This is a genomic window from Pseudanabaena sp. 'Roaring Creek' (assembly GCF_001402795.1).
In the GTDB taxonomy this organism is placed as follows: domain Bacteria; phylum Cyanobacteriota; class Cyanobacteriia; order Pseudanabaenales; family Pseudanabaenaceae; genus Pseudanabaena.
Map to the genome: position 1 here is coordinate 1 of NZ_LIRE01000108.1, position 20,799 is coordinate 20,799.

At 36.8% G+C, this 20,799-nt stretch carries 17 protein-coding genes; 5 read left to right on the plus strand and 12 right to left on the minus strand.

All coding sequences use genetic code 11. The annotated features are described in order from the left end of the window. Nucleotides 1-97: 97 nt before the first annotated feature. The 10 genes from AC805_RS03490 to lhgO form a co-directional block, all read right to left on the minus strand. On the minus strand, nt 98-1,264 hold the full coding sequence (locus tag AC805_RS03490; RefSeq protein ID WP_055074124.1) for a glycosyltransferase: 1,167 nt from the start codon (nt 1,262-1,264) through the stop codon (nt 98-100). Between the two features lie 15 nt (nt 1,265-1,279). Continuing rightward, nucleotides 1,280-1,852 carry an HAD-IIIA family hydrolase gene (locus AC805_RS03495; protein ID WP_055074125.1) on the minus strand — a complete coding sequence of 191 codons (573 nt, stop codon included), beginning with the start codon at nt 1,850-1,852 and terminating at the stop codon, nt 1,280-1,282. After that, complete coding sequence (locus AC805_RS03500; RefSeq protein ID WP_055074126.1) at nt 1,849-2,415, minus strand: SIS domain-containing protein; 567 nt, start codon at nt 2,413-2,415, stop codon at nt 1,849-1,851. The genes AC805_RS03495 and AC805_RS03500 overlap by 4 nt, the downstream gene beginning before the upstream one ends. A 10-nt stretch (nt 2,416-2,425) precedes the next feature. Beyond that, nucleotides 2,426-3,355 (minus strand): NAD-dependent epimerase/dehydratase family protein, encoded by a 930-nt coding sequence (locus AC805_RS03505; protein ID WP_055074127.1) that lies wholly within the window; start codon nt 3,353-3,355, stop codon nt 2,426-2,428. A gap of 4 nt (nt 3,356-3,359) precedes the next feature. Then, nucleotides 3,360-4,562 carry a class I SAM-dependent methyltransferase gene (locus AC805_RS03510; RefSeq protein ID WP_055074128.1) on the minus strand — a complete coding sequence of 401 codons (1,203 nt, stop codon included), beginning with the start codon at nt 4,560-4,562 and terminating at the stop codon, nt 3,360-3,362. 318 nt (nt 4,563-4,880) lie between these two features. Further along, entirely contained in the window at nt 4,881-6,053 is a 1,173-nt protein-coding gene (locus AC805_RS03515; RefSeq protein WP_055074129.1) for an FkbM family methyltransferase, read from the minus strand. 70 nt (nt 6,054-6,123) lie between these two features. Further along, nucleotides 6,124-9,066 (minus strand): glycosyltransferase, encoded by a 2,943-nt coding sequence (locus AC805_RS03520; protein ID WP_055074140.1) that lies wholly within the window; start codon nt 9,064-9,066, stop codon nt 6,124-6,126. A gap of 74 nt (nt 9,067-9,140) precedes the next feature. Next, complete coding sequence (locus AC805_RS03525; protein WP_055074130.1) at nt 9,141-10,121, minus strand: GHMP kinase; 981 nt, start codon at nt 10,119-10,121, stop codon at nt 9,141-9,143. Between the two features lie 224 nt (nt 10,122-10,345). Next, complete coding sequence (locus tag AC805_RS03530) at nt 10,346-11,278, minus strand: NAD(P)-dependent oxidoreductase (protein ID WP_055074131.1); 933 nt, start codon at nt 11,276-11,278, stop codon at nt 10,346-10,348. A 107-nt stretch (nt 11,279-11,385) separates the two neighbouring features. Continuing rightward, the gene (gene lhgO / locus AC805_RS03535; protein ID WP_055074132.1) at nt 11,386-12,591 is read right to left on the minus strand and encodes an L-2-hydroxyglutarate oxidase; all 1,206 of its coding nucleotides are present in this window, start codon (nt 12,589-12,591) and stop codon (nt 11,386-11,388) included. 663 nt (nt 12,592-13,254) lie between these two features. Between lhgO and AC805_RS03540 the strand changes: the two genes are divergently transcribed. The 5 genes from AC805_RS03540 (at nt 13,255) to AC805_RS03560 (ending at nt 18,883) form a co-directional block, all read left to right on the plus strand. Further along, nucleotides 13,255-14,406, plus strand: a complete 1,152-nt coding sequence (locus AC805_RS03540; RefSeq protein ID WP_055074133.1) for a DegT/DnrJ/EryC1/StrS aminotransferase family protein — start codon at nt 13,255-13,257, stop codon at nt 14,404-14,406. A 214-nt stretch (nt 14,407-14,620) separates the two neighbouring features. Continuing rightward, nucleotides 14,621-15,622 carry a radical SAM/SPASM domain-containing protein gene (locus AC805_RS03545; protein ID WP_055074134.1) on the plus strand — a complete coding sequence of 334 codons (1,002 nt, stop codon included), beginning with the start codon at nt 14,621-14,623 and terminating at the stop codon, nt 15,620-15,622. Between the two features lie 9 nt (nt 15,623-15,631). Beyond that, complete coding sequence (locus AC805_RS03550) at nt 15,632-16,369, plus strand: class I SAM-dependent methyltransferase (protein WP_055074135.1); 738 nt, start codon at nt 15,632-15,634, stop codon at nt 16,367-16,369. 17 nt (nt 16,370-16,386) lie between these two features. Continuing rightward, the gene (locus tag AC805_RS03555) at nt 16,387-17,109 is read left to right on the plus strand and encodes a WbqC family protein (protein WP_055074136.1); all 723 of its coding nucleotides are present in this window, start codon (nt 16,387-16,389) and stop codon (nt 17,107-17,109) included. A gap of 79 nt (nt 17,110-17,188) precedes the next feature. Further along, nucleotides 17,189-18,883: a hypothetical protein gene (locus AC805_RS03560; RefSeq protein WP_055074137.1), complete on the plus strand. Its 1,695-nt coding sequence runs from the start codon at nt 17,189-17,191 to the stop codon at nt 18,881-18,883. Between the two features lie 84 nt (nt 18,884-18,967). On the opposite strand, the gene AC805_RS03565 is transcribed toward AC805_RS03560, so the two are convergent. Beyond that, nucleotides 18,968-19,708 carry an ABC transporter ATP-binding protein gene (locus AC805_RS03565; protein ID WP_055074138.1) on the minus strand — a complete coding sequence of 247 codons (741 nt, stop codon included), beginning with the start codon at nt 19,706-19,708 and terminating at the stop codon, nt 18,968-18,970. Next, a complete protein-coding gene (locus AC805_RS03570; RefSeq protein ID WP_055074139.1) occupies nt 19,709-20,515 on the minus strand; it encodes an ABC transporter permease in 807 nt (268 codons plus the stop codon). Nucleotides 20,516-20,799: the final 284 nt, after the last annotated feature.

A 20,799-nucleotide genomic window follows, 5' to 3' on the forward strand; every position in this document is an offset into this window, starting at 1 on the left:
GCGCTTCCACAAACCATTTAGGATTGCTATGTCTAATCAAAAATCTAATCAAATGTTCAATTCGCATAACTTATAAATAATTCATTGATATCATAGATTAACTTTTAAGTATCCTATTTATTTGATTTGCATATCCTTGCAAACTATGAAATTCTTTGTATTTTTTTTGCATATCATTTAGTTTTTCTTTAATACCTATGTCCTTTGTAAATCCCATGATTTGCTCCATAGTAGTACTAGGATTACTCCATTCTATTATCAATTCTTCCAGTTGATATTTGGCTAGTTCAAATGCCATCCAAGTATTGCTTGAGACTACGGGTATCTTCCCTGCAATTACACATTCAGCAAATATTCCAGATGTTCTTTCTCGATAGTCAAAGGAATTATACGGCATCAGACAAACATCACAAGCTACTAGCCATTTTAAATATTCTGTCCTCGTAAGGCAATCTTGAAGTGTTTTTACATTTACACCACCCAAAACTGTTGATATTCGCGAACTTTCAGCAACTAACAAGCATATTTGATCGGCATTTTCACAAGCAGATGAAGCAAAAGATTTAATAATATCTAGCCCTTTTTCCTCTCTAGGGGAACCCACCCACCAGCATAGTATTTCCTGGCTTTGCTTAGTAAAAACATCTTCCTCACATGCAATCTCGGTATGAGGTATCGGCACTATATTCACTGGCATATCGAAATAGTTAGAGAGGGAATTACTTAAAAGTTCACTATCAGTAATTAATCGAAAATTCTTTGCAGGTAAAATAGATCTAATAAGATTATTTAAAAATTTATAGGCAAAGCGATTTTTCTGATTATGGATATCTCGTCGGTAAAGTAATAAAACCGACAAATTATTTCTAGGTACAAGGAATAAAGTTAATATGACTGCTAACAGATGGGAAATAACAAATCTTTCCAAAAAAATCACTCCATATTCTGAATTTGGCATAGCCTCCTGACGCAAGTATTTCGCCAATCGGATTGCCCAGTCATAAATACTTTTTATTTTAAAAATCTTAAATATTGTGGAGGTTTCCCATTCAAGTTTGTCGCTATCAAGACAAGCATTCCAGTTATCTGGTAAATGGCTAATCATTTCATCGGGAGCAGTTGCCACTAAATGTTTATAACCTATTAATTTAGCGGCTTTACCAACTGCTTGATGATAATCAATAACATGCCCTTGACCACCAACTAAATCAGGAACAACTGAAATTAGAATAGGTGTTAATTTATTCTCATTATTTTTATTCATATTTTGATAATTAGTTTAATTTTTAATAAGTTCAATTGTTTCTGATAGGCTATTAAATATAGAGACTATTTTTCTGTCATTATCACATAACATTTTTGACGTAGATGAGCCTCTACCAGTAAGCAAAAGTACGGGATTACATCCAGCGCTAATAGCACATTCGATATCACTAGATGCATCCCCCACAAAAAAAGACTGCTCAATATCAATATTGTATTTTTGAGATGCTTGAAAAAGCATATTAGGAGAAGGCTTTCGACATTGACATTGAATTGAGGGAAGGTGTGGACAAACGAAGAATTCTTCAAATCGCACCCCAAATGCACTATATTCTTCACGAATATGTTTATGAATCAAGTCAACCATATCCATAGAGAAATAACCACGCCCGACACCAGACTGGTTAGTGATGACAATTAGTAAATAGCCTGCATCTTGCCATTTTTTTAGTGCTTCCCCAGCTTTTTGAGGTATTTGGACTTGACTAGGCTGACTTAGGTAAGGAACATAATCAACTATGACACCATCTCTATCTAGAAATAATGCTTTTTCTGATTGGATAGATGATTTTTTGGGTTTGGAATTCATGTTTTGGGAAATAAATTAAACTCCACTTGTTCGCAAATACGATGATAAGTAATAACGTGAATCTCTTGAACCAATGGAGTATGATTTGCCTCAACGAATAGACTGTAATCAGTTAGGGATTGTAAAATACCTCCATTATTTCCTGTCATTCCTATGGTTTGTATTCCTATCTTTTTAGCAGTTTCTAAAGCTAGAACTACATTTTTGGATTTACCAGAGGTAGAAATGACCCATAAAATATCCCCAGGTTTACCCAATGCTTCTAACTGACGGGAAAAGACCGTTTCAAACTCGTGATCGTTAGACCATGCTGTAAGTACCGCAGGATTTGATACTAACGCGATCGCTGGCAAACCTTTGCGATCAAATAAAAAGCGACCAATAAACTCAGCCGCAATATGCTGCGCATCAGATGCTGAGCCACCATTACCACAGATAAACAATGTATTACCATTCTGAAAACATTTAGTAATTACATCTGCAACTACTTCAATTGATTGGCAGTAATCGTTAGTAAATGCTTCCGTAATTCTGCTGAGTTTATCTTCGATCCAGTAATTCAAAATTATCTCCTCAATTATGCTCTGGCACAAGTTGTGTTCTTTGTTCCCAAAACCATTCAATTGTTTTCTCTAGTCCTAACTCTAGGGGAGTCAGGTTTAAATTTGGGATATAGTGTCTTAATTTTTGGACTTCTAAGCATTTAGACTTAGCTCCAACATAGCGATCAGTATCAAACTGCACTAAATTAAAGTCGTAGCCAATATTTTCACAAATTAGCTTGGCAAAATGTCTAATTGAAAACTCTTCTCCCGCACCAATATTAATAATTTGATTGTTAGTGTCATTTGCTAGCTGTATTGCAATATTGACAAAATCATCGATGTAAACAATTTCTCTACGCTGATTGCCATCTCCCCAGAGGGTAACTGTTTCACCGTAAAGCTTAGCACGAATAATTTTCCGAATTAGATCGAAAATAAAGTGCATTTGCCGTCCATCAGTATGGTAGCTGGGACCATAGAGAGTCGAAGGAACTAGACAAAGATAGTTCAAACCATATTGTTTATGTAATGCTAGATGCCCTGCATACAACATTCGCTTGGTCATTGCATAGGTAAACAAGCTATCTATAGGCATTCCCGTTAGATAGTTTTCTTCTATTAATGGCAATTCTGGGGAGTAGGCACAACTAGTTCCCATACTTATTAGTTTTGCCTGTGGTTGATATTGCTGCCACCAAGAAAGAACATTGGTATTTATGCGTTGATTAATAATCCATTGTTCTCCAGGATGGTATAGGCAAAAGTCACCTGCCTGAGTCCATGCTGCTAGGTGATAAATTTGATCGTAGACAACTTGATTAAATTGCAGTAGTGAATCCGATCTTTCTAAGTCACAGTTTTTAGAGTTTAACCGATGAACTTTATGCCCTATCAATTCCAAATGAGCGCATAATGCTGTTCCTAAAAATCCAGTAGCACCAGTAACTAATATTTCCATGGAACTAAACCTCTTTGGGGTTAACAGGAAAATAGAATTCTATACCTTTATCAATCAGATGTTGATTATTAGCAAGAATTTCTTTCTTGAAATTCCAAGCAAGGACATAGTATATATCGGGCAAATCGAAAACTTCTTTTTCTATAACAATCGGTATATGCATTCCAGGAGAGTATAAATTACGGCGTAATTCATTTTTTTCGACTAAACAATCTAGATATTGAGTGCCTACTCCAAAGTAATTTAACATCGTATTTCCTTTGACTGGGGCTCCAAAGCCAAAAATCTTTTTGCCTTCTTTTTTAGCCGCTTCAAGATATGACAAGTTCTGCAACTTCATCTGTTTAATGCGCTCGCCAAATTCCAGATAGGTTGCAAATTCATTGCTTCGCGCATCTGTCTCTGCCTGACGGAGAGTTTGTAGGCGATCGCTAATTTCACGATTGCCTTTGTGGGTAACAAATCCGACAATCGAGCCGCCATGAATCGGTGAAAGGTAGGCATCAAACATCGCTAAACCATGTCGATTGAGCAATACTTCAATATTTTTGAGGTTGTAATAAAGTAAATGTTCGTGATAGATCTGATCAAAAGCTAAATTTTCAACAATGCGCTTCATGTAAAGAAACTGTACGACAAATACACCATCATCTCGAAGTGCTTCGCGGATTCCTTCACTTACAGAGTGAAGCTCCTCAAGATGGAAAAATACGCCTGCCGCATTGATGATATGAAACTTGCGGTTAAGTCGCTGCACTAGCTCAAGATTGAAAAACTCATTTAAAGTTGTAATCCCCGAATCATTAGCAATTTTCGCAGTGGTTTTTGAAGATTCAACACCGAGAACATCATAGCCTAGAGCCTTAAAATGTTGCAGTTGAGTACCATCATTAGAACCGATGTCTAAAACACATTTAGATTTAAGATCCTCAAAAAAACGCTTATCTACTTCTTGAGCAACTGTTTTAAAGTGTTCGCTCAAAGATTTGGTTACACCTGATAGATAGGTGTGATTCCCAAACATAATTTCTTTTTTTACGGTGTAATCTAGCTGAACTGTTTCGCAGTCTTGGCAGTAGAGTAACCTCAGTGGATAGAATGGTTCTTTCCCAATTTCCTCTGATTTCAGGAAATGGTTGCACCAAGGCTGAGAACCAAGATCTACAGCCAGTTCTAAGTTAGTTGAATCGCAGACACGACAGTTCATAAATGGTTTTACCCTTAGCAACCAATGAAGCAATATGAATAAACTATGAGATACCTAAATATTATTAGAATATTAGAAAGTCCCTGTAACTAACAGATTATAGTTTAATTTAGTTTTTTGCCAATGTTGTATTTATTTATCATAAATTCTCCTATACGTATAGCTGACTGTTCTATGGATCTAAAAGATATTTCAGCCATAGGAATACCAATAAGTAAGTGGGCTTAATTAAATATAAAACCCAAAAACCTATAGTGCACGCACAGCGTGCACTATAGGTTTTAATTCTGGATTTTAATTATGCTCAGCTACTTATGTTTATATATAGGGTGCTGATTTGAAATTATCAAACTGAGAAATCCGAATTACCCTTGCACTTTTAATCGCAAAAGTCTTGTCAGAAGTGCCATTTAAAAACTCAAAGTAAATATTGGCTTCACAAGTTTTTGATAGATCGATCACCCAATCTTTATAACTGTCTGCAATCAACTTGGTATAAGCATGGTATCTAAAGATGATTTTATCTTGAACTTTAACACCACACATCATTTCATTATCCGTGCCTTGCGCAACAAAGTCCAAATCAATTATGTATCTACCCTTATCAAGCTTAAGAGGATTCTTTAAAGCAAGCATATTACCTGATGTATTTATAAAATCATCTTCAGTTAAGGTCTTCACTTCAACAAATGTAAATGGTATGGAATAAGGTGTTTCTGACAACCTGTCTTGATGAATATAGAGATTATTGCGAATTCCCACACCCTGAGGATAGTCTGTTGGAGTCTTGATTTCCTGATAAGAATTTAAATCAATTGCCACGTATCCCTTATCCCTTAATAAGTCAAGGCATCTAGTGTCTGAGGGTTGGGTTTCTAAAATTAAATGAGGTCGAGCAGTCGCGATCGTATTTAATGCACCGATAATCGCATCAAACTCAGCTCCCTCAATATCCATTTTAATTAAATTTGGAACTAGGCTGGTAAAGTCTACAAAGTCATCAAGTGATAGCGTATCTATATTAAACGCAGCTACCTCTTGATCACTATTAGAGTAAATACTGTCATTTAGATGACCTCCCAAATAGATTGGAACGGTTTCATTTGACTTGCTGTAGACCGCAACATTATAAAGTTGAACATTACTACAGCCACTCATAACTATATTCTTTTGACAAATCCCAATAATTCTTGGACTTGCTTCAAAAGAACATACAATGCCTCGCGAACCTACCATACGAGACATTACTGTTGTCAGACCACCGAAGTTTGCCCCAACATCAAATACAACATCTCCAGGTTTACAAAGATCTCTTAAAGCTATTTGAACAGGGGGCTCCCAGAGGTTTCCCTCATACCAGAAAGAAATCCCAAAAACATTCTTTGAATCATCAGACCGATTATCCCGAAGCTTTTGAATCGATTCTTCTAGTCCTGCTATAGCTAATGCTTTACGAAGCTTATTCTTCAGCCAATTCTTAAGAGATTTCATAATATATGTCAATTGTTATACTTAATTGAAGATCGCTCTAAAATGTTGAACCTAATGATTTATAAATTTTCTATATATCAGTAAACCATAGAAATGAGTGCTGCTCATATCGATTATCATTAAAGATTTGGAAAACTGGTTCAACATTCGCATTGATTTGGGTTCTGTAAATCTCTTCTATTGACTTGATTGATTGCTTTGCCGAAAAAATCTGAGCGACAGTTGATGTCTTTGATGGCTTTGAAATCAAGTCTAAGGATCGGTATGAACTCAAAAGCTCGTTGATCAGTGGCAAGTACTTTATGATGGCTGATTCGGGGTTATGTTTTTGGATAAAACAACCTAGGTTGTAGGCATACTCAATATCTGTGCTCCAATGTCCGCAAAATGACTTTCGATAGCGTAGACAATCATAAAACAATTGCTCAGCTTCACGATGATCCCGATTGACAAATGCATACTCAATCCCAGATAAGGTTCTATGCAAGTACCAAGCACGTAAATCTTCAATCTCAGCTCTAGGATGCTGCGTAGTACGCTCGTCGGGGTAATTCAAGAAAAGTCCCAGAGTTTTTGGTATTGCCTTAGTCTTTATGAACGGCAATATACGTCCCTTAAATTCGGTGTCTCCAGCGGCATTAAAAGATGCATCATAATAGCCAAAGCGATCGTGAATGGAACGACGATAGAGTGCCCCAACCCAAGACAAATAGCAAGTTTCTAGGTAGACCAAGTCCTGCTTATAATCTCTTCTGTCATAGAGCATAATGTCACTTACCCATCGCCCTTGAGTATCAACATTTGTCACAAGGCTATTTGCTTGTACCCAATCTAGGGTTTTATCTTTGTCTAACTCAGCAGCCAGAATTTCCAAGCATTCTGGAACAATAGTTTCGTCTACTCCTAAGAAAGTCAAATATGAGGAGCGAGACAGCGCTATACCTCGGTTCCAAGCACTTTGGATTGTTTCACGATTAGCACTTCGCGCAAAAACTACTGGTATATCCAAACCTTCCATAGCCTTGACAAAAGCTCCATATTCGTCAGAAGGGGAGCCACTATCAATGAGAATCACTTCAACCACACCAACTTGAATCAAAGTTTGATATTTAATAGTTTGTAAAAACAGTGGTAGTTTCTTTGCAGCATTGTATAGAGATACAATTATTGAAACCTTATAAAAGGATGCCTGTCGGCGATCGTCAATAAATTCATACTCCCATTTTGAGTTGGTTTTATTTTCGGATAACGCTTTATCTAAAATAGACTTAGCCATCTCATTACTTATCGAGGGTTTTCCATACATAGCTTCAGCCACAAGAGCCTCTCTAGCAAAGCCGTTATTGTTGAGCGTAGGGAGAACTTCCGCCAAATCTCCAAAGCGATCGCTCCCCAATAAACGCATTGCTCTTATGTAATAAGTAGCAGAAACAACATCATTCCCCCGTATTCCCTCTAATCTAGCAATCTCTCTCCAGACACGAACTCGATCAAATCGACATTCAGTAGAAATCTCCCAGCACAACTTGAGTTTTTGCGTCAAATCATCACTGCTTCCCTCATTCAAAAGAAATACATTTCTGTACTTATCGAATAATGATAGTGATTTCAATCCTTGATCGAGAATTCTGAACTCTTCATATTTATTTTTGCTTAACGTCGATAGAAGTTTATTTTTTACAAACCTCTTTGGATCTTTAATAAGAGGTTTTATACTCTTAAAAGCCTGTTTTAATATTGGAAATTTTTTCAGATAAGAAATGGCAGAACCACTATTTTCTTTTTTTCTCATCAATAAAGAATACCAACGTTCCATTTTCACTCTTACTGAATCTTCATAACTCGGTTCACTGGAGTATATTTCAGCGAGTGTGGATTCTATTGATTCTAAAGAAACCCTAGACAAAGACTCTAAAAGTTGATAACGATAATCATCATAATCTTCTAAAACTGAATATATATGTGGAATGCTTGAATAAATGTTATTTACGTCAATTGTAACAAATGGAACATTGGCAAAATTTTCTTTCAAGAACCTAATCACTCCTGCCCCAGAACCAATAGCTGTCGGACATCCAGAGAACAGAGACTCAATCGCAGTTAAGTTCAAAGTGTCATATTTTGATGGTAGAATGGTTAAGGATCTAGTGGAGAACACTTTTTGTTCTAGCTCTCCGTAACTCATCGCTGATAGCAATGAGATTTCACTCTTCATTCTGTTGCTGACCATTTTATCTAGAAAGAATCTAGAACTAGCATCCCCATCAGAATTAAAGCTGTCTGAACCAATAATATTAGCTTGATTATACGCAGAGCGAGGAAGCCACCAAGCAATGTCAATAAAGGCATCTGGTCCTTTACGTTTTTCTGTTCGCCCAACAAAATTTAGGTTGGGCTTGTTTGCAGAAGGCCTAGCACATTGAGGCTTAGGTAGTGATATAACAGATAGAGGATTTAAATAATGGGATAATAAATCCGATGAATGCTTCCATTCTTCCAGATAGGTTTTGCTAATGCCATAGCGAATATCAACCACACCATATTGAAGTTTTTCTTGTGAAACTAGGGCTTGATTTGTGACACCTCCATTGAACCAATCCAAACGGATTGATGTAGATATGTTTCCATGCATTGATAGTACAATTCTTTCAACATCTACATTATGATGTTTGAAAGCAGGTCTAAGCATTGTCCCCATTTGCTCGTAGTCTGGAATATCCACAACATCAAACTTCCTCCCAGACACTGAAGAGGCAATATTGTTAGCCTTTATAAATGCTTCATAGATCCACTGCGGCGGTGTTAAATCCTGAAAACCCAAATAATCAGAAATGTGATAATTTTCCCGAAAATCAATAGTATGTGCATTAGTTAATTGACAGTCAGAAGTTTGCTCGGAAATCCTAAAATAATAAAAGTCAATATCGGGATTTTTTGAAATCAAGTTTCTATAGAATGTTTGTCCACCACCAATCTTACTAAATAAGTCAAAATCTACAATCAGAACTTTCATTTGTTTTTGTGGTAATACTAACATTTAATGATTGAATATTTAATGTTTAACGATCAAGAATCAATATTTAGTAATTAAGAAAAAATTATTTGTGAACCTAGAGAATTACTCTTTACTTCTAGCACTTGATAGTTAGTAAATATATTTTTCAGGTTTTCATGTTTTTCTAATGGGGCAAAAAATAGCATAAAACCTCCTGCGCCAGCCCCTAAAAGCTTACCACCCCAAGCGCCAGCATCTCTGCCAATTTGATAAACCCTATCAATCTCAGCATTTGATATACATCCATCGAGACTTCTCTTTGCAAGCCATGCCTGATGTAAAAGCTCACCAAATTCTGAAAGAGATCGATTTGAAGTAAGAATATCCCAACCTTCATCGACCATACATCGCATTGATTTTAGTATTTGTGTATTGCTTGAAACCTTTTGTAATTGCTGCGCGACAACATCAGATGCTTTGCGCCTAATGCCTGTAAATACAATAAATAAGTGTTTTTCAAACTCTGCTAAACGTTCTGGTGATATTGGTAGGCGACTTACTTGGATATCCTCTTCAGTTCTAAACTCAACCAGATTAAATCCTCCTAAAGCCGCCATTACCTGATCTTGACAGCCCACTTTGTCATTAAGCAAGTGACGCTCTATATAAATTGCTTCATAGGCTAAGTCAATTGGGCGGATGAATTCACCTTTAAAGCTATGTAGCGCATGTAATAGTGACACAGTGAAAGATGAGGAGGATCCTAAGCCCGTAAATGCAGGTAAGTCAGCTACATGGTGTATCTCTATATCTTTTTCAAGACCACAAAATTTTAAACATTCACGATAAACATTGTGTTCAATATCATTGATGTTATTAACTAACTCGACCTTACGGTATGAAATCCGCGTAGAGTAGTCAAACAAATGACTTAAAAACGGACTTACAGTAACATAAGAAAATTTATCAATTGTTGTTGCTAATACAGCTCCTCCATGTTGAAGAAAATATTCAGGATAGTCAGTACCTCCACCAAAAAAACTAATTCGGACAGGAGCGCGAGATATCAGCATAGATTTACTAGCCTGCTTGTTTTTTAAGTCGAGTATATTTATTTCTGATTCAAGGAAATAGATAGAAACCTTAGCAATCCTAAATCATTTGTAGATTTTTGGGTTTGTGGAGGCGCCCCCCCTTTGGGTGCGCTTCCACAAAACATTTAGGATTGCTATAATACAAGGAAATCGATTAATTCTAGTCAAAATCCGAGAGAACCGACAATGATTTCCTTAAACTATTAGACATTAGAATACAAGCTATCACGCAAGATTGTATAGCCTTTAATCAGTTCCTTAATTCCTCGACTTAGAGGCCATTCTGTTTTGAATCCTGTACTCAAAATTCGCGCATTAGAAACAATGTAGTCTCTCTTATCAGGATCTTCTCCAATTGGAGCTTCTAAATAGACAAAAGAAGGTAAGTGTTTATTAATCTCAGCGCACAGTTCTAACTTTGATAAATTAGCATCATCTAAACCCACGTTATAGGGCTTACCACGCATTTGTTCAAAATTTTCAATGCCATGCAAAAACACATTAGCTACATCACGAATATGAATATAGTTGCGCTTAAAGTGACCTTCAAAGACTAGTACAGCTCTATCATGGACAGCCCGATAGACAAAATCATTTACGAGTAAGTCAGTCCTCATCCGTGGTGACATCCCAAAAACCGTTGCCAATCTAAAAGTAAGACTATTTTCTCGCTCTAGGACAACTTTTTCGGCTTCTACCTTAGTAACTCCGTAAAGTGAAATTGGTCGTAGTGGGGTTTCTTCTGTACATAACTTTCCAGGCTCACCAATTCCATAGCCACTATTGGTTACTGGCATAAGGATTCTTTGATCTTTGCTAGCTATTTGACAAATCGTTTTTACAGCATCAAGATTGGTGGTCTGAGTCCCGATCGCATCATTTTTACAAAGCGGTGCTCCTACAAGGGCTGCTAGAGGGATAATAATGTCACTATCTTTTAGAAGGTCTTTAATAATTCTTTCATCACGACAATCACCACGAACCACTTGAAATCCGTCGTATTGACAGCAGTCAGCTAGACTGCTTTGGTGGAACATGAAATTGTCTAATACAGTAACTTCGTACCCTTTAGCTAATAGAGTAGGGGTTAGGATCGAGCCTATATAACCCGCTCCTCCAGTGATCAATATTTTCATTTAAATCTCTTTACTTAATTTAAATCTGGACTTGAGTTGCTTTTTAGAAATATTTAGAAATGAAATATTTAGAAATATTATTTAGAAATATTATTTAGAAATATTATTTAGAAATATTTAGTCACGTAAGCGGCTATTTCTTCTCCAATTGCTAATGAAGCTGTTGCTGCGGGGCTAGGTGCATTCAGGACATGCAAAGCATTATTACCATATACTAGATTGAAATCTTGAACTAGATCTCCATTGGAGAAAATTGCCTGTGCTCTTACACCTGCGCCACCAACTTCTAAGTCTCCCTCTTGGATTTCAGGAACTAGTTTTTGTAGCGATTGGCAGAATAACTTTTTACTGAACGATCTAAACAATTCTTCTAAACTCATTGACCAGTGCTTTTGTAAAAAACGCCAGAAACCATCGTAGGAGAATATATCATACAGTTCACCCAAATTAATTTGTGATTTCCGATAACCCTCACGAGCTAATGCCAATACTGCATTAGGACCAGCTTCAATCCCACCATGGATTAGACGGGTAAAGTGAACGCCTAAAAAGGGAAACTGTGGATCGGGAACGGGATAAATCAAGTTTTTTACAAGAAATTGGCGATCGGTTTTAATCTTATAGTACTCACCTCGAAATGGAACGATCCTTGTTTCTCGTTTTTCCCCAGCTAATTCACTAATGCGATCGCAGTATAATCCCGCACAATTAATTATAATATCTGCCTCAAACACCCCATTAAGCGTACTTATAATCCATTTATTATTTAACTGTCTGAGCTTGGTTACTTTTGCTGATGTAACAACATTTCCACCGTTATTCTGCAACTTTGAAGCAATAGTATCAACAACTCTTCTGTAATCAACTATACCTTCTTGTGGTACATGAATTGCGGCAATACCAGCAGCATGAGGCTCAATTTCTCTCAACTGCTCTTGATTTAGTTGCTTCAAACCTAAAAGCCCATTTTGCTGACCTCGCTCAAATAAATTATGAAGCCTTGCTAGCTCTTGATCGTCACAAGCAATTACCAATTTCCCGCAAATTTCATGAGGAATTTCATTGTCCTCACAAAATTCAATCATTTGCTGAATGCCCCTCACAGCTAATTTCGCCTTTGACGAGCCTGGCTTGTAATATAGCCCTGCATGAAGTACACCACTGTTGTTACCTGTTTGATGACTCCCAAGTACATCCTCCTTTTCTAACACAGTAACTTTGTTATAGTGTTGAGATTGACATAACTTATATGCAGTAGCTAAGCCAACAATTCCACCACCAATTACAACAATTTCTTTTTGAGACTTAAGCATCAAATATGTCTTTCCTAATGATACTAATTATTTGCATACAGATATTAAAGCATTTGTAGCCTGTAGCTTTCTAAGTTTTTCCAAAATACAGTTTTAATGATATATCATCTACTAGAACTAACGTGAGTTCGGTTTAAGCTAGCAAGTTCTCAAAGCCCGTTTCAAATTATCCTGAACTCACGTTAGAACTACATAATATCTAGGTCTGTTTACCTTAGACATCTAAAGACATAGAAAAATAGGATTATATTTCAGACTATTCTTCTATTCAACACTACCTTTAAATACTATTTTTCATTCCCCAAAGTTCTTAAAAAATTATCATCATTCTCATCAAACAACTACTTATATAGAACCTAAGTGATTTTATGTTTGAGAGTAATCGTGATTTCTTCTATGCAAGATAGTATGACAGCAATTAAATTTTATCATGAGAATTACTGAACTAATTCTGCTAGTATTTACGATACCATGAAAGGTGTTTAAACTCCTGTTAAACCTGATATATATGGAATAACTTGACCAAATATCAAGTTAGCCATATTTACAACTATGCTTTAGAGTCAACGCTATTCAGTTTCTGTAAGCTACAGTTTGCGTAATTTTTTTTGCGAACCCAATGCAATTTCAGTTAAATTTAATTTTGAATTAATCGTCTAACCTATGTTTCGTAAAGATTATCTACCTTTTGGCAAGCCTAACTTCTCAGAGCAGGAAGTAGCAGCTATCTCTGAAGTATTAAATTCTGGATGGATCGGTATGGGGGCGCAAACCAACGCTTTTGAAGAAGAGTTAGCTGAGTGTTTAGCAGCGAAACATGTAGTAACAGTTAGCTCTTGCACAGCGGCTTTATTTTTGTCTCTGTTGGTACTGGGGGTTAAGGCTGGAGACGAGGTAATCTGTCCCAGTTTAACTTGGTGTAGTACAGCTAATGTAGCACTGTATTTAGGAGCTACTCCAGTATTTTGTGATGTAGATCCAGAAACCTACTGTGTAACCCCAGAATCGATCCAACAAAAATTAACACCCAAAACAAAGGCTGTAATAGTTGTACATCTAGGAGGACTGGCGCAAGACATGGAAAAAATCCATGCCATTATACCAGAGGGAGTGTCCGTTGTTGAAGATGCAGCTCATGCCCTTGGATCCAATTACCCCAATGGAAAACCCGTTGGTTCATCAGGGAACTTAACTTGTTTTAGTTTTTATGCAAACAAAAATCTTTCGACTGGTGAAGGTGGAGCGATCGCTTTATTTGATGAGGAACTTACAGATCGCCTAAAATCTCTTCGGCAACATGGAATGCCTATTAATGCTTGGAAAAGGTTTACACATCCTAAGGTAATGATCCAAGCCGAATTGACTGAACTAGGCTATAAAATGAACTATACTGATCTCCAAGCTTGTATTGGTCGAGTCCAACTAAAAAGACAATCTGAATTTGCCCAAACACGTTTGGAGATTGCCCAATATTATTACGAACATCTTAAAATTTCCCATCCCCAATTAATATTTCAGCAGCATGTTGTTAACCCCTTTCATGCAAGACACTTATTCCTCATTCAATTACCAAGCTTTCTTTCACGGGACAATATTTTATTAGAATTAAGAGAGCGAAATATTGGAGCTAGTATCCATTATCCACCCCTTCATAAAATGCCCCTATATGCGAAAACCAACAAGGCTTCACTACCTTTTACAGAAACTATCTGTTCTCATATCCTGACTCTACCTATTAGCGCTAAAATGAATATAGTTGATGCATCTTATGTGGTTGAGCAACTTCAGGATTTATTAAGTAAAGTAGAGGTCTAAAGTACAGGTAAGTCATCTTGACAAACTACTATGTACAAAAGTTATTTTAAATACTGAGTGAGTCATCCCAACATCAGAACAAATAGGTTATGTTTACAACCAGTATTTCGGGTCTACGCAACTATAAAGAACAATAGTTCAACAGTATTGATGCTTGATTAATGCTTAAAATCTACTAGAAAACCAAACCAGTAAAAATTGATAGTGATAAGCAATGACAAACTCCACTTCTACTCTATCTATTCATCAACCTCAATATGGTTTTTATGATCGTTTGAGCGCAAATTTTCCTTCTCAGTTACTTGTCGATGCAACAGAAGTTTGTAATCTCGCTTGCATTCATTGCCCTCACCCCGATTTCAAGAAATCTCATCATTATGATGGTCGATCTTTAACGCTTGACCTAAATGCCAAACTTGTGGATGAGGTGCGAGAACATGGTCAAGATGTTACTCAATACATTCGTTATGCTAGTAATGGAGAACCGTTAACCCATCCAGATATCTATGAAATGCTTGATTATGCTAAGCAAAATTCAGGTGTCATGGTGACGTTAACCACCAATGGAACTTTAATGACGGAAAGACGGATTGAAAGGTTGTTAGAAATTGGAGTTGATGTCATTGATATTAGTATTGATGCCTTTAGCCCTGAGACATACTCCCAAATACGGGTTAACGGCAACCTGAATATTACCCGTAGTAACGTTATCAAGCTAATAGAACTCTCTAATCAAGCAAACGCTTCAACAAAAGTTGTAGTCTCCTACGTTGAGCAACCTTTAAATAGTCATGAAACTCAAGATTTTCATCAATTCTGGCAAGATCGAGGAGCAGATTATGTTGTGATTCGTAGACTTCATTCTTGTTCTGGAGCTAAAACCGAATTAGCAAATGTCCGAACAGCAGAAAATGATAAAGAATTACGCAGACCTTGCCTATATCCTTGGGAAAGAATTGTTCTCAATGCAAGAGGAGATTTATCCTTTTGCCCTTCTGATTGGGTTCATGGCTCCTATATAGCTGACTACCGTACTACCAGCATTTATGAAACTTGGCAAGGAGAGTTCTATCAGAAGCTTCGGGCTGCCCATTTAAGTAATAATTATTCTCAGCACTCTTTTTGCGGTCAATGCCCTGATTGGAAGAGCACGCGATGGCCCCATGAAGGTCGTAGTTATGCTGATATGATTGAGGAATTCAAAGATTTAGAATAGTAATTAATAATGACTAACATCACAACTCCAATCATCACTCAAATCGAACAAGTAGTAGCTAACATTCCTGGATGGTCTCCTATCGATCAACTATACACACTTTTTAATTTGGTATATTTAACAGCTGGTTTAGAGGGAGATATTGTTGAAATTGGCTCTTGGTGTGGACGATCTAGTTCGGTTTTAGGAATGGCAGCTAAGTTGATTGGGAATACCAAAGTTTTTTGTATCGATCTCTTCCCAAATAAAAGTGATTGGCATGAGAATGAGGATGGGAGCTATTCATTCAAAGTAAACTTGGCGAATAAATCCTACGGAGCTTATCAAGAGCAAACCGTCTGGAAAGCTCCCTTTGAAAAAGATATTGCCCCTCTATACGAAAAACATAGTAGTATTTTAGATTACTTTAATGAAACTATTACCCAATGCCAGTTGGTAGATACTGTCAAAACTTATCGAGGAGATTCAACGGATTTTCTTGAATCCATTCGTCATGAATATCAAGATTTTAAATGTAAACTAATCTTTATTGATGGAGATCATAGTTATCAGGCAGTTTGTAAAGACATTGAAAACACAGAAAAATTTTTAGTTGAAGGTGGATGGATATGTTTTGATGATGCTTTTTCTTACTATGATGGTGTTAATCAAGCAATTGTTGATTTAGTTATAAATAACCCAAATTACGAATTAGGTCAACAAATGACTAGAAAATTTTTTGTGGCTCGCAAGAAAATAATTAGCTAAATAAAAGGTCTTTTGATGTGAAGGTAGGAATAATACAGTCTAACTATATTCCTTGGCGAGGATATTTTGATTTTATTGACAGCGTAGATCTATTTATTGTTTTTGATGACATTCAATATCCAATGGGGAGAAGTTGGCGAAATCGAAATCAATTAAAAACCGACTCTGGACTTCATTGGTTGACTGTTCCTGTCCAGTCAAAGCCCTATCAACTTGATATCGATCAGGTATTAATTAGTTCTCCTAATCAATCATGGCAAACCAAACATCGTATTTTAATTGAAAGATCGCTTAAAGCAGCGAATTTTTTTCATGATGTTGTTTGTTTGTGGGAAAGCGCAATATCAGTAGATGATATTAAATTAAGTGACTTAAATGTACGGTTGATCAAATCTATTTGCTCCTATCTCAATATTACAACTCCAATCGTGATGGCGCGTGATTATTCTGCCACAGCAAATAAAACAGAGAGAATACTCCAATTACTTAAAAAAGTTAATGCAACATCATATTTGTCAGGTCAAATTGCAAAGGATTATTTAGATGAGAATTTATTTCGCGAAAATGGAATAGGTTTAGAATATAAGTCCTATGATTACCTTCCCTATCCACAACTTTGGGGTGATTTCATCGGTAATGTTTCGATCCTAGATTTAATTGCGAATGTAGGAAAAGAAGCAAAAAGTTTTTTGACAAGCCAGAGTCCGAATATTATTGCTGTCAAAGCTACCACGACTTAAATATTACATCAAGACAATAGCATTAAGGCAACTGAGTTTTCTGTTAACTTTCCTTGTAATTTCTTTCGGCTTATATATTATGTTAAATATCATTATTAATCATGTTGGAATCTCGGCTAATAAAATCTTATCAAAACTGAATCTTAAGGTCATTAGATATTCTTCATTTATATTTTTAGAGAATGAAATTCAAAATTCAAAAGAACAAGCTCTAGCTTCTCAAAATTTATTGAGATCTTCTCAGTGGCTTGATACCAAAGAAAACCTTGATTACAATCGACAACAGCTAGAAAGCTTTGGTTTAAACAGCTCTTTATCTCCAAAATCTTTACAAATTCTCTACAACAATGCGTTAAGAACATCTTTTTTGATTCTATCAAACCATTCTCTACTTGAGATGGAGTTATCGACTCAAGTTGAGATTATTCACAAAATATTTATTACTTTAATTACATTACAGCACCGTCAAGCCAAATTAATTGCTGCCCTGCTTGCTACGCATTTCTATAGAATTCTCAACCATCAAGACGTACAGCCTGAAATGGCATTTAAAATCTATGAAGCTTTGTATGGACTTTATTGGTGTGGCGCAACATGTCTTGAAGACATGAAACCATTTGATATGGTTGGTGTTCGCCCCTTTTCCCAATATATTAGGAAAAACATTACCTCTCCTCTTATCCAATCAAATTACCGAAAGCTACGAATCGACGTACCTTTAAATATTGCTTATATATGCCATTATGCTCATTTCGATCGCGGTAATGCCATCGCCCCCATAATCATGTCTTTAACTAAAGGGCATTCTCACTTACCTGAGCGAAAGATTTTTATTTATTGCGTGCAGTGGGTTTCGGATAAATTTATTAAATCTTTTGAGAATACAGATATTACGATCCGATCCTTACCGCAACAGGATAATTATCCATCCTTGGATCTGATTATCAATCAACTTAAAGACGATCAAATTGATGTCTTAATTACCGATGTTTCCTCTAGTATTGCGACCTATCTCTTTTTACATCGTGCTGCACCTTTGCAGTTCTGGTTAGAATTGGGCTATCCCTATTGGAGTATTCCTGAGTTGGATTGGGTGTTTTTATGTGCTAAAGATTATCAACATGGTTTTGGGGTTCCGCAGGATAAATGTAGTTATTTAATGCCAATGCAGGAAGAAATTACATTAACAAAAGGATGTTCCCAAACAGCTCTTGATGAAGCCCGAAATTTATTCCCAGAAAATAGTTTTCTTTTTGCTGTTTTTACTAGACTAATTAAAATCACTCCAGCCTATCTAGATATCGCTCGTAGTCTTTTAGAAGCAGTCCCTAATGCTCATTTGTTAATTGTAGGAACTGGAGATCCTACACTAATTTACGAGTTTTTAAATGATAAGAACTTACAGGGAAGAGTAACTTTCCTTCACTACAATGTTGATTTAAATATCTATGGAAGAGTCATTGATGTTTTTCTAGATACATTCCCTTTCATTGGTGGTAATGCCTGTCGTGAGGTCGCTATTCATGGGAAACCAATTGTGGCTCTTTATGCGGATGATTTTGGTAGGTTACTACTTGATGAAAGAGATCCAGATCTGCTAGCTAAAGATCCTGATGAATATTTAGCTAGGGCAATCAAGTTAGCTAACGATTCGAGCTTTTATCAAGAGAAATCGCGCAAAGCCATAGAATTAGCTCGACGCGCAACAGATGTAATGCAATCCGTCACGCAAATTGATGATGTGATCAAAAAATTAATCAGCCAATCCACTTAGCTTTTATACCAAGTTATCCCAAACCCCAAAGATGGCGGCGCGAAGCGCCGCCATCTTTGGGGTTTTGATGCGTTACTATCCAATTTAAGTAACGCGTTGAATATAAGAGTTGGCTACTTTTTCTGATTCTCCGATTAGCTCTATTCTGCCTTTATTAAGCCAAACTGCTTTGTTACAAGACTGCTTAATAAATTCCATTGAATGAGAAACAACTATTATAGTAACGTGAGAATCCCAAAATCTATCCATGCGTTTTTGACATTTATTCCTAAAACTCTCGTCTCCTACGGACAACACTTCATCTAGGATCAAAATATCTGGTTTTACATCTGTAGCGATCGCAAAGCCTAAGCGAGCCACCATCCCCGAAGATAATCCCTTAACAGGCACATACCGATAATCTTCTAGCTCGGCAAAGTCAAGAATCGAATCGCTTCGTTCTTTCATTTCTGCTCTAGAAAAGCCTAACAACACCCCGTACAACAAAATATTGTCGATAACTGAAATTTCCGAGTCAAAACCTGCACCCAATTCAATCAAAGGGGCAATCTTTCCTCGGACTCGCACCTTACCAGTGGTAGGCTGTAATATTCCTGAAATCACCTTTAAAAGTGTGGATTTACCAGCACCATTGCTACCAACGATGCCAATCTTCTCGCCCTTTTCCACAACCAAGTCAATTTTATCCAACACTAGCTTCTTCGCTGGTTGGCGATATTTTCCCTCAAAAAAAGATAAAACCGTTTTCTTTAAGTCATAGGAAAATTCCTCTTGAGTCCTACGCCACAGAGATATTTGCTCTAATCTAATTGCTTCTTCAGTCATCTATAGTAAATCCATAAACTGCGATCGCGATTGGTGAAAATATGCCCAGCCCAAAATCGCGAAAATCGTACCACTCAACAAAGCACTAGCAATCATCATAAAGTCTGGCAAATTTCCAGAAAGAGTAATTTGCCGTAGACTCTCGATAATAGGGGATAGCGGATTAATACTTAAAAAAGGCTTGACCGAATTGGGTACGATCGCAGCTGGATAAAATACAGGGCTGCTAATCCAGAGCATGAATACCACAAGCTCATAAAAATAAGGTAAATCCCGAAAGAAAACATAAAGGGAACTGACAAAAAAACCGATCCCCACACAAAACATGACTAAAGCAATAAAAGGCAAAAGTATCGCAAATACATTAACTAAGCTATGAGACTTTATCAGCGCGACGATCGCTAGTAAGGGATAAGTCCCCATCACAAACTGAAATATATTAGCAGTAATCATGGAAACGGGAAAAACGCTTACAGGTAGGCGAATTTTGTTAAGTAATGCACCATTTCCAACCACACTACTTAAGGCTTGGGAGGTGGAGGCTGAGAAAAAGTTGATGACAATCAAGCCTGTCAAAGCTGCCAAAACATAGTTGATGAGAGAGTTGTCGTAGTACTTAGCAAAGGTTGCCCCAAAAATAGCAGTATATAAACCAGTCATGATCAAAGGGTTGAGCAGTGACCAATATATTCCTAAAAACGACCCTCGGTAACGTACCTTGAGGTTACGGCTCACTAGAACCTGCAATAGCTCTAGGTAATGCTGAACATCGGCACTGATGTATTTACTGCTTAATGACAGACTCATCAGGAGTCAAAACCTCGTATAGAAGAGCTTTAGTTTGAGTGTAGAGAATATATTAGATGATTTATGGCATCAAACCTAAACTCGTTAAGTAGCTAGGCATAATTAATTACAGATCCAAACCTGTAAAGTTGAGCCCCTGCGGGGGGGGCAACTTTACAGGTTTCCGTAATTTATTTTGCAAAAGTACTTATATAGCTATAAACCCAGAAGAGTGTTGCGGCGCAAAGCGCCGCAACACTCTTCTGGGTTTTGTTTTTGTCCTAACATAACTGGCTACTGCTATA

Coding starts and splice junctions, on each gene's coding strand:
- AC805_RS03495 (WP_055074125.1), bottom strand. CDS start 1,852: ATGAATTCCAAACCCAAAAAATCATCTATCCAATCAGAAAAAGCATTA.
- AC805_RS03525 (WP_055074130.1), bottom strand. CDS start 10,121: ATGCTGATATCTCGCGCTCCTGTCCGAATTAGTTTTTTTGGTGGAGGT.
- AC805_RS03570 (WP_055074139.1), bottom strand. CDS start 20,515: ATGAGTCTGTCATTAAGCAGTAAATACATCAGTGCCGATGTTCAGCAT.
- AC805_RS03540 (WP_055074133.1), top strand. CDS start 13,255: ATGTTTCGTAAAGATTATCTACCTTTTGGCAAGCCTAACTTCTCAGAG.
- AC805_RS03515 (WP_055074129.1), bottom strand. CDS start 6,053: ATGAAATCTCTTAAGAATTGGCTGAAGAATAAGCTTCGTAAAGCATTA.
- AC805_RS03505 (WP_055074127.1), bottom strand. CDS start 3,355: ATGGAAATATTAGTTACTGGTGCTACTGGATTTTTAGGAACAGCATTA.
- AC805_RS03565 (WP_055074138.1), bottom strand. CDS start 19,708: ATGACTGAAGAAGCAATTAGATTAGAGCAAATATCTCTGTGGCGTAGG.
- AC805_RS03560 (WP_055074137.1), top strand. CDS start 17,189: ATGTTAAATATCATTATTAATCATGTTGGAATCTCGGCTAATAAAATC.
- AC805_RS03530 (WP_055074131.1), bottom strand. CDS start 11,278: ATGAAAATATTGATCACTGGAGGAGCGGGTTATATAGGCTCGATCCTA.
- AC805_RS03545 (WP_055074134.1), top strand. CDS start 14,621: ATGACAAACTCCACTTCTACTCTATCTATTCATCAACCTCAATATGGT.
- AC805_RS03550 (WP_055074135.1), top strand. CDS start 15,632: ATGACTAACATCACAACTCCAATCATCACTCAAATCGAACAAGTAGTA.
- lhgO (WP_055074132.1), bottom strand. CDS start 12,591: ATGCTTAAGTCTCAAAAAGAAATTGTTGTAATTGGTGGTGGAATTGTT.
- AC805_RS03520 (WP_055074140.1), bottom strand. CDS start 9,066: ATGAAAGTTCTGATTGTAGATTTTGACTTATTTAGTAAGATTGGTGGT.
- AC805_RS03510 (WP_055074128.1), bottom strand. CDS start 4,562: ATGAACTGTCGTGTCTGCGATTCAACTAACTTAGAACTGGCTGTAGAT.
- AC805_RS03490 (WP_055074124.1), bottom strand. CDS start 1,264: ATGAATAAAAATAATGAGAATAAATTAACACCTATTCTAATTTCAGTT.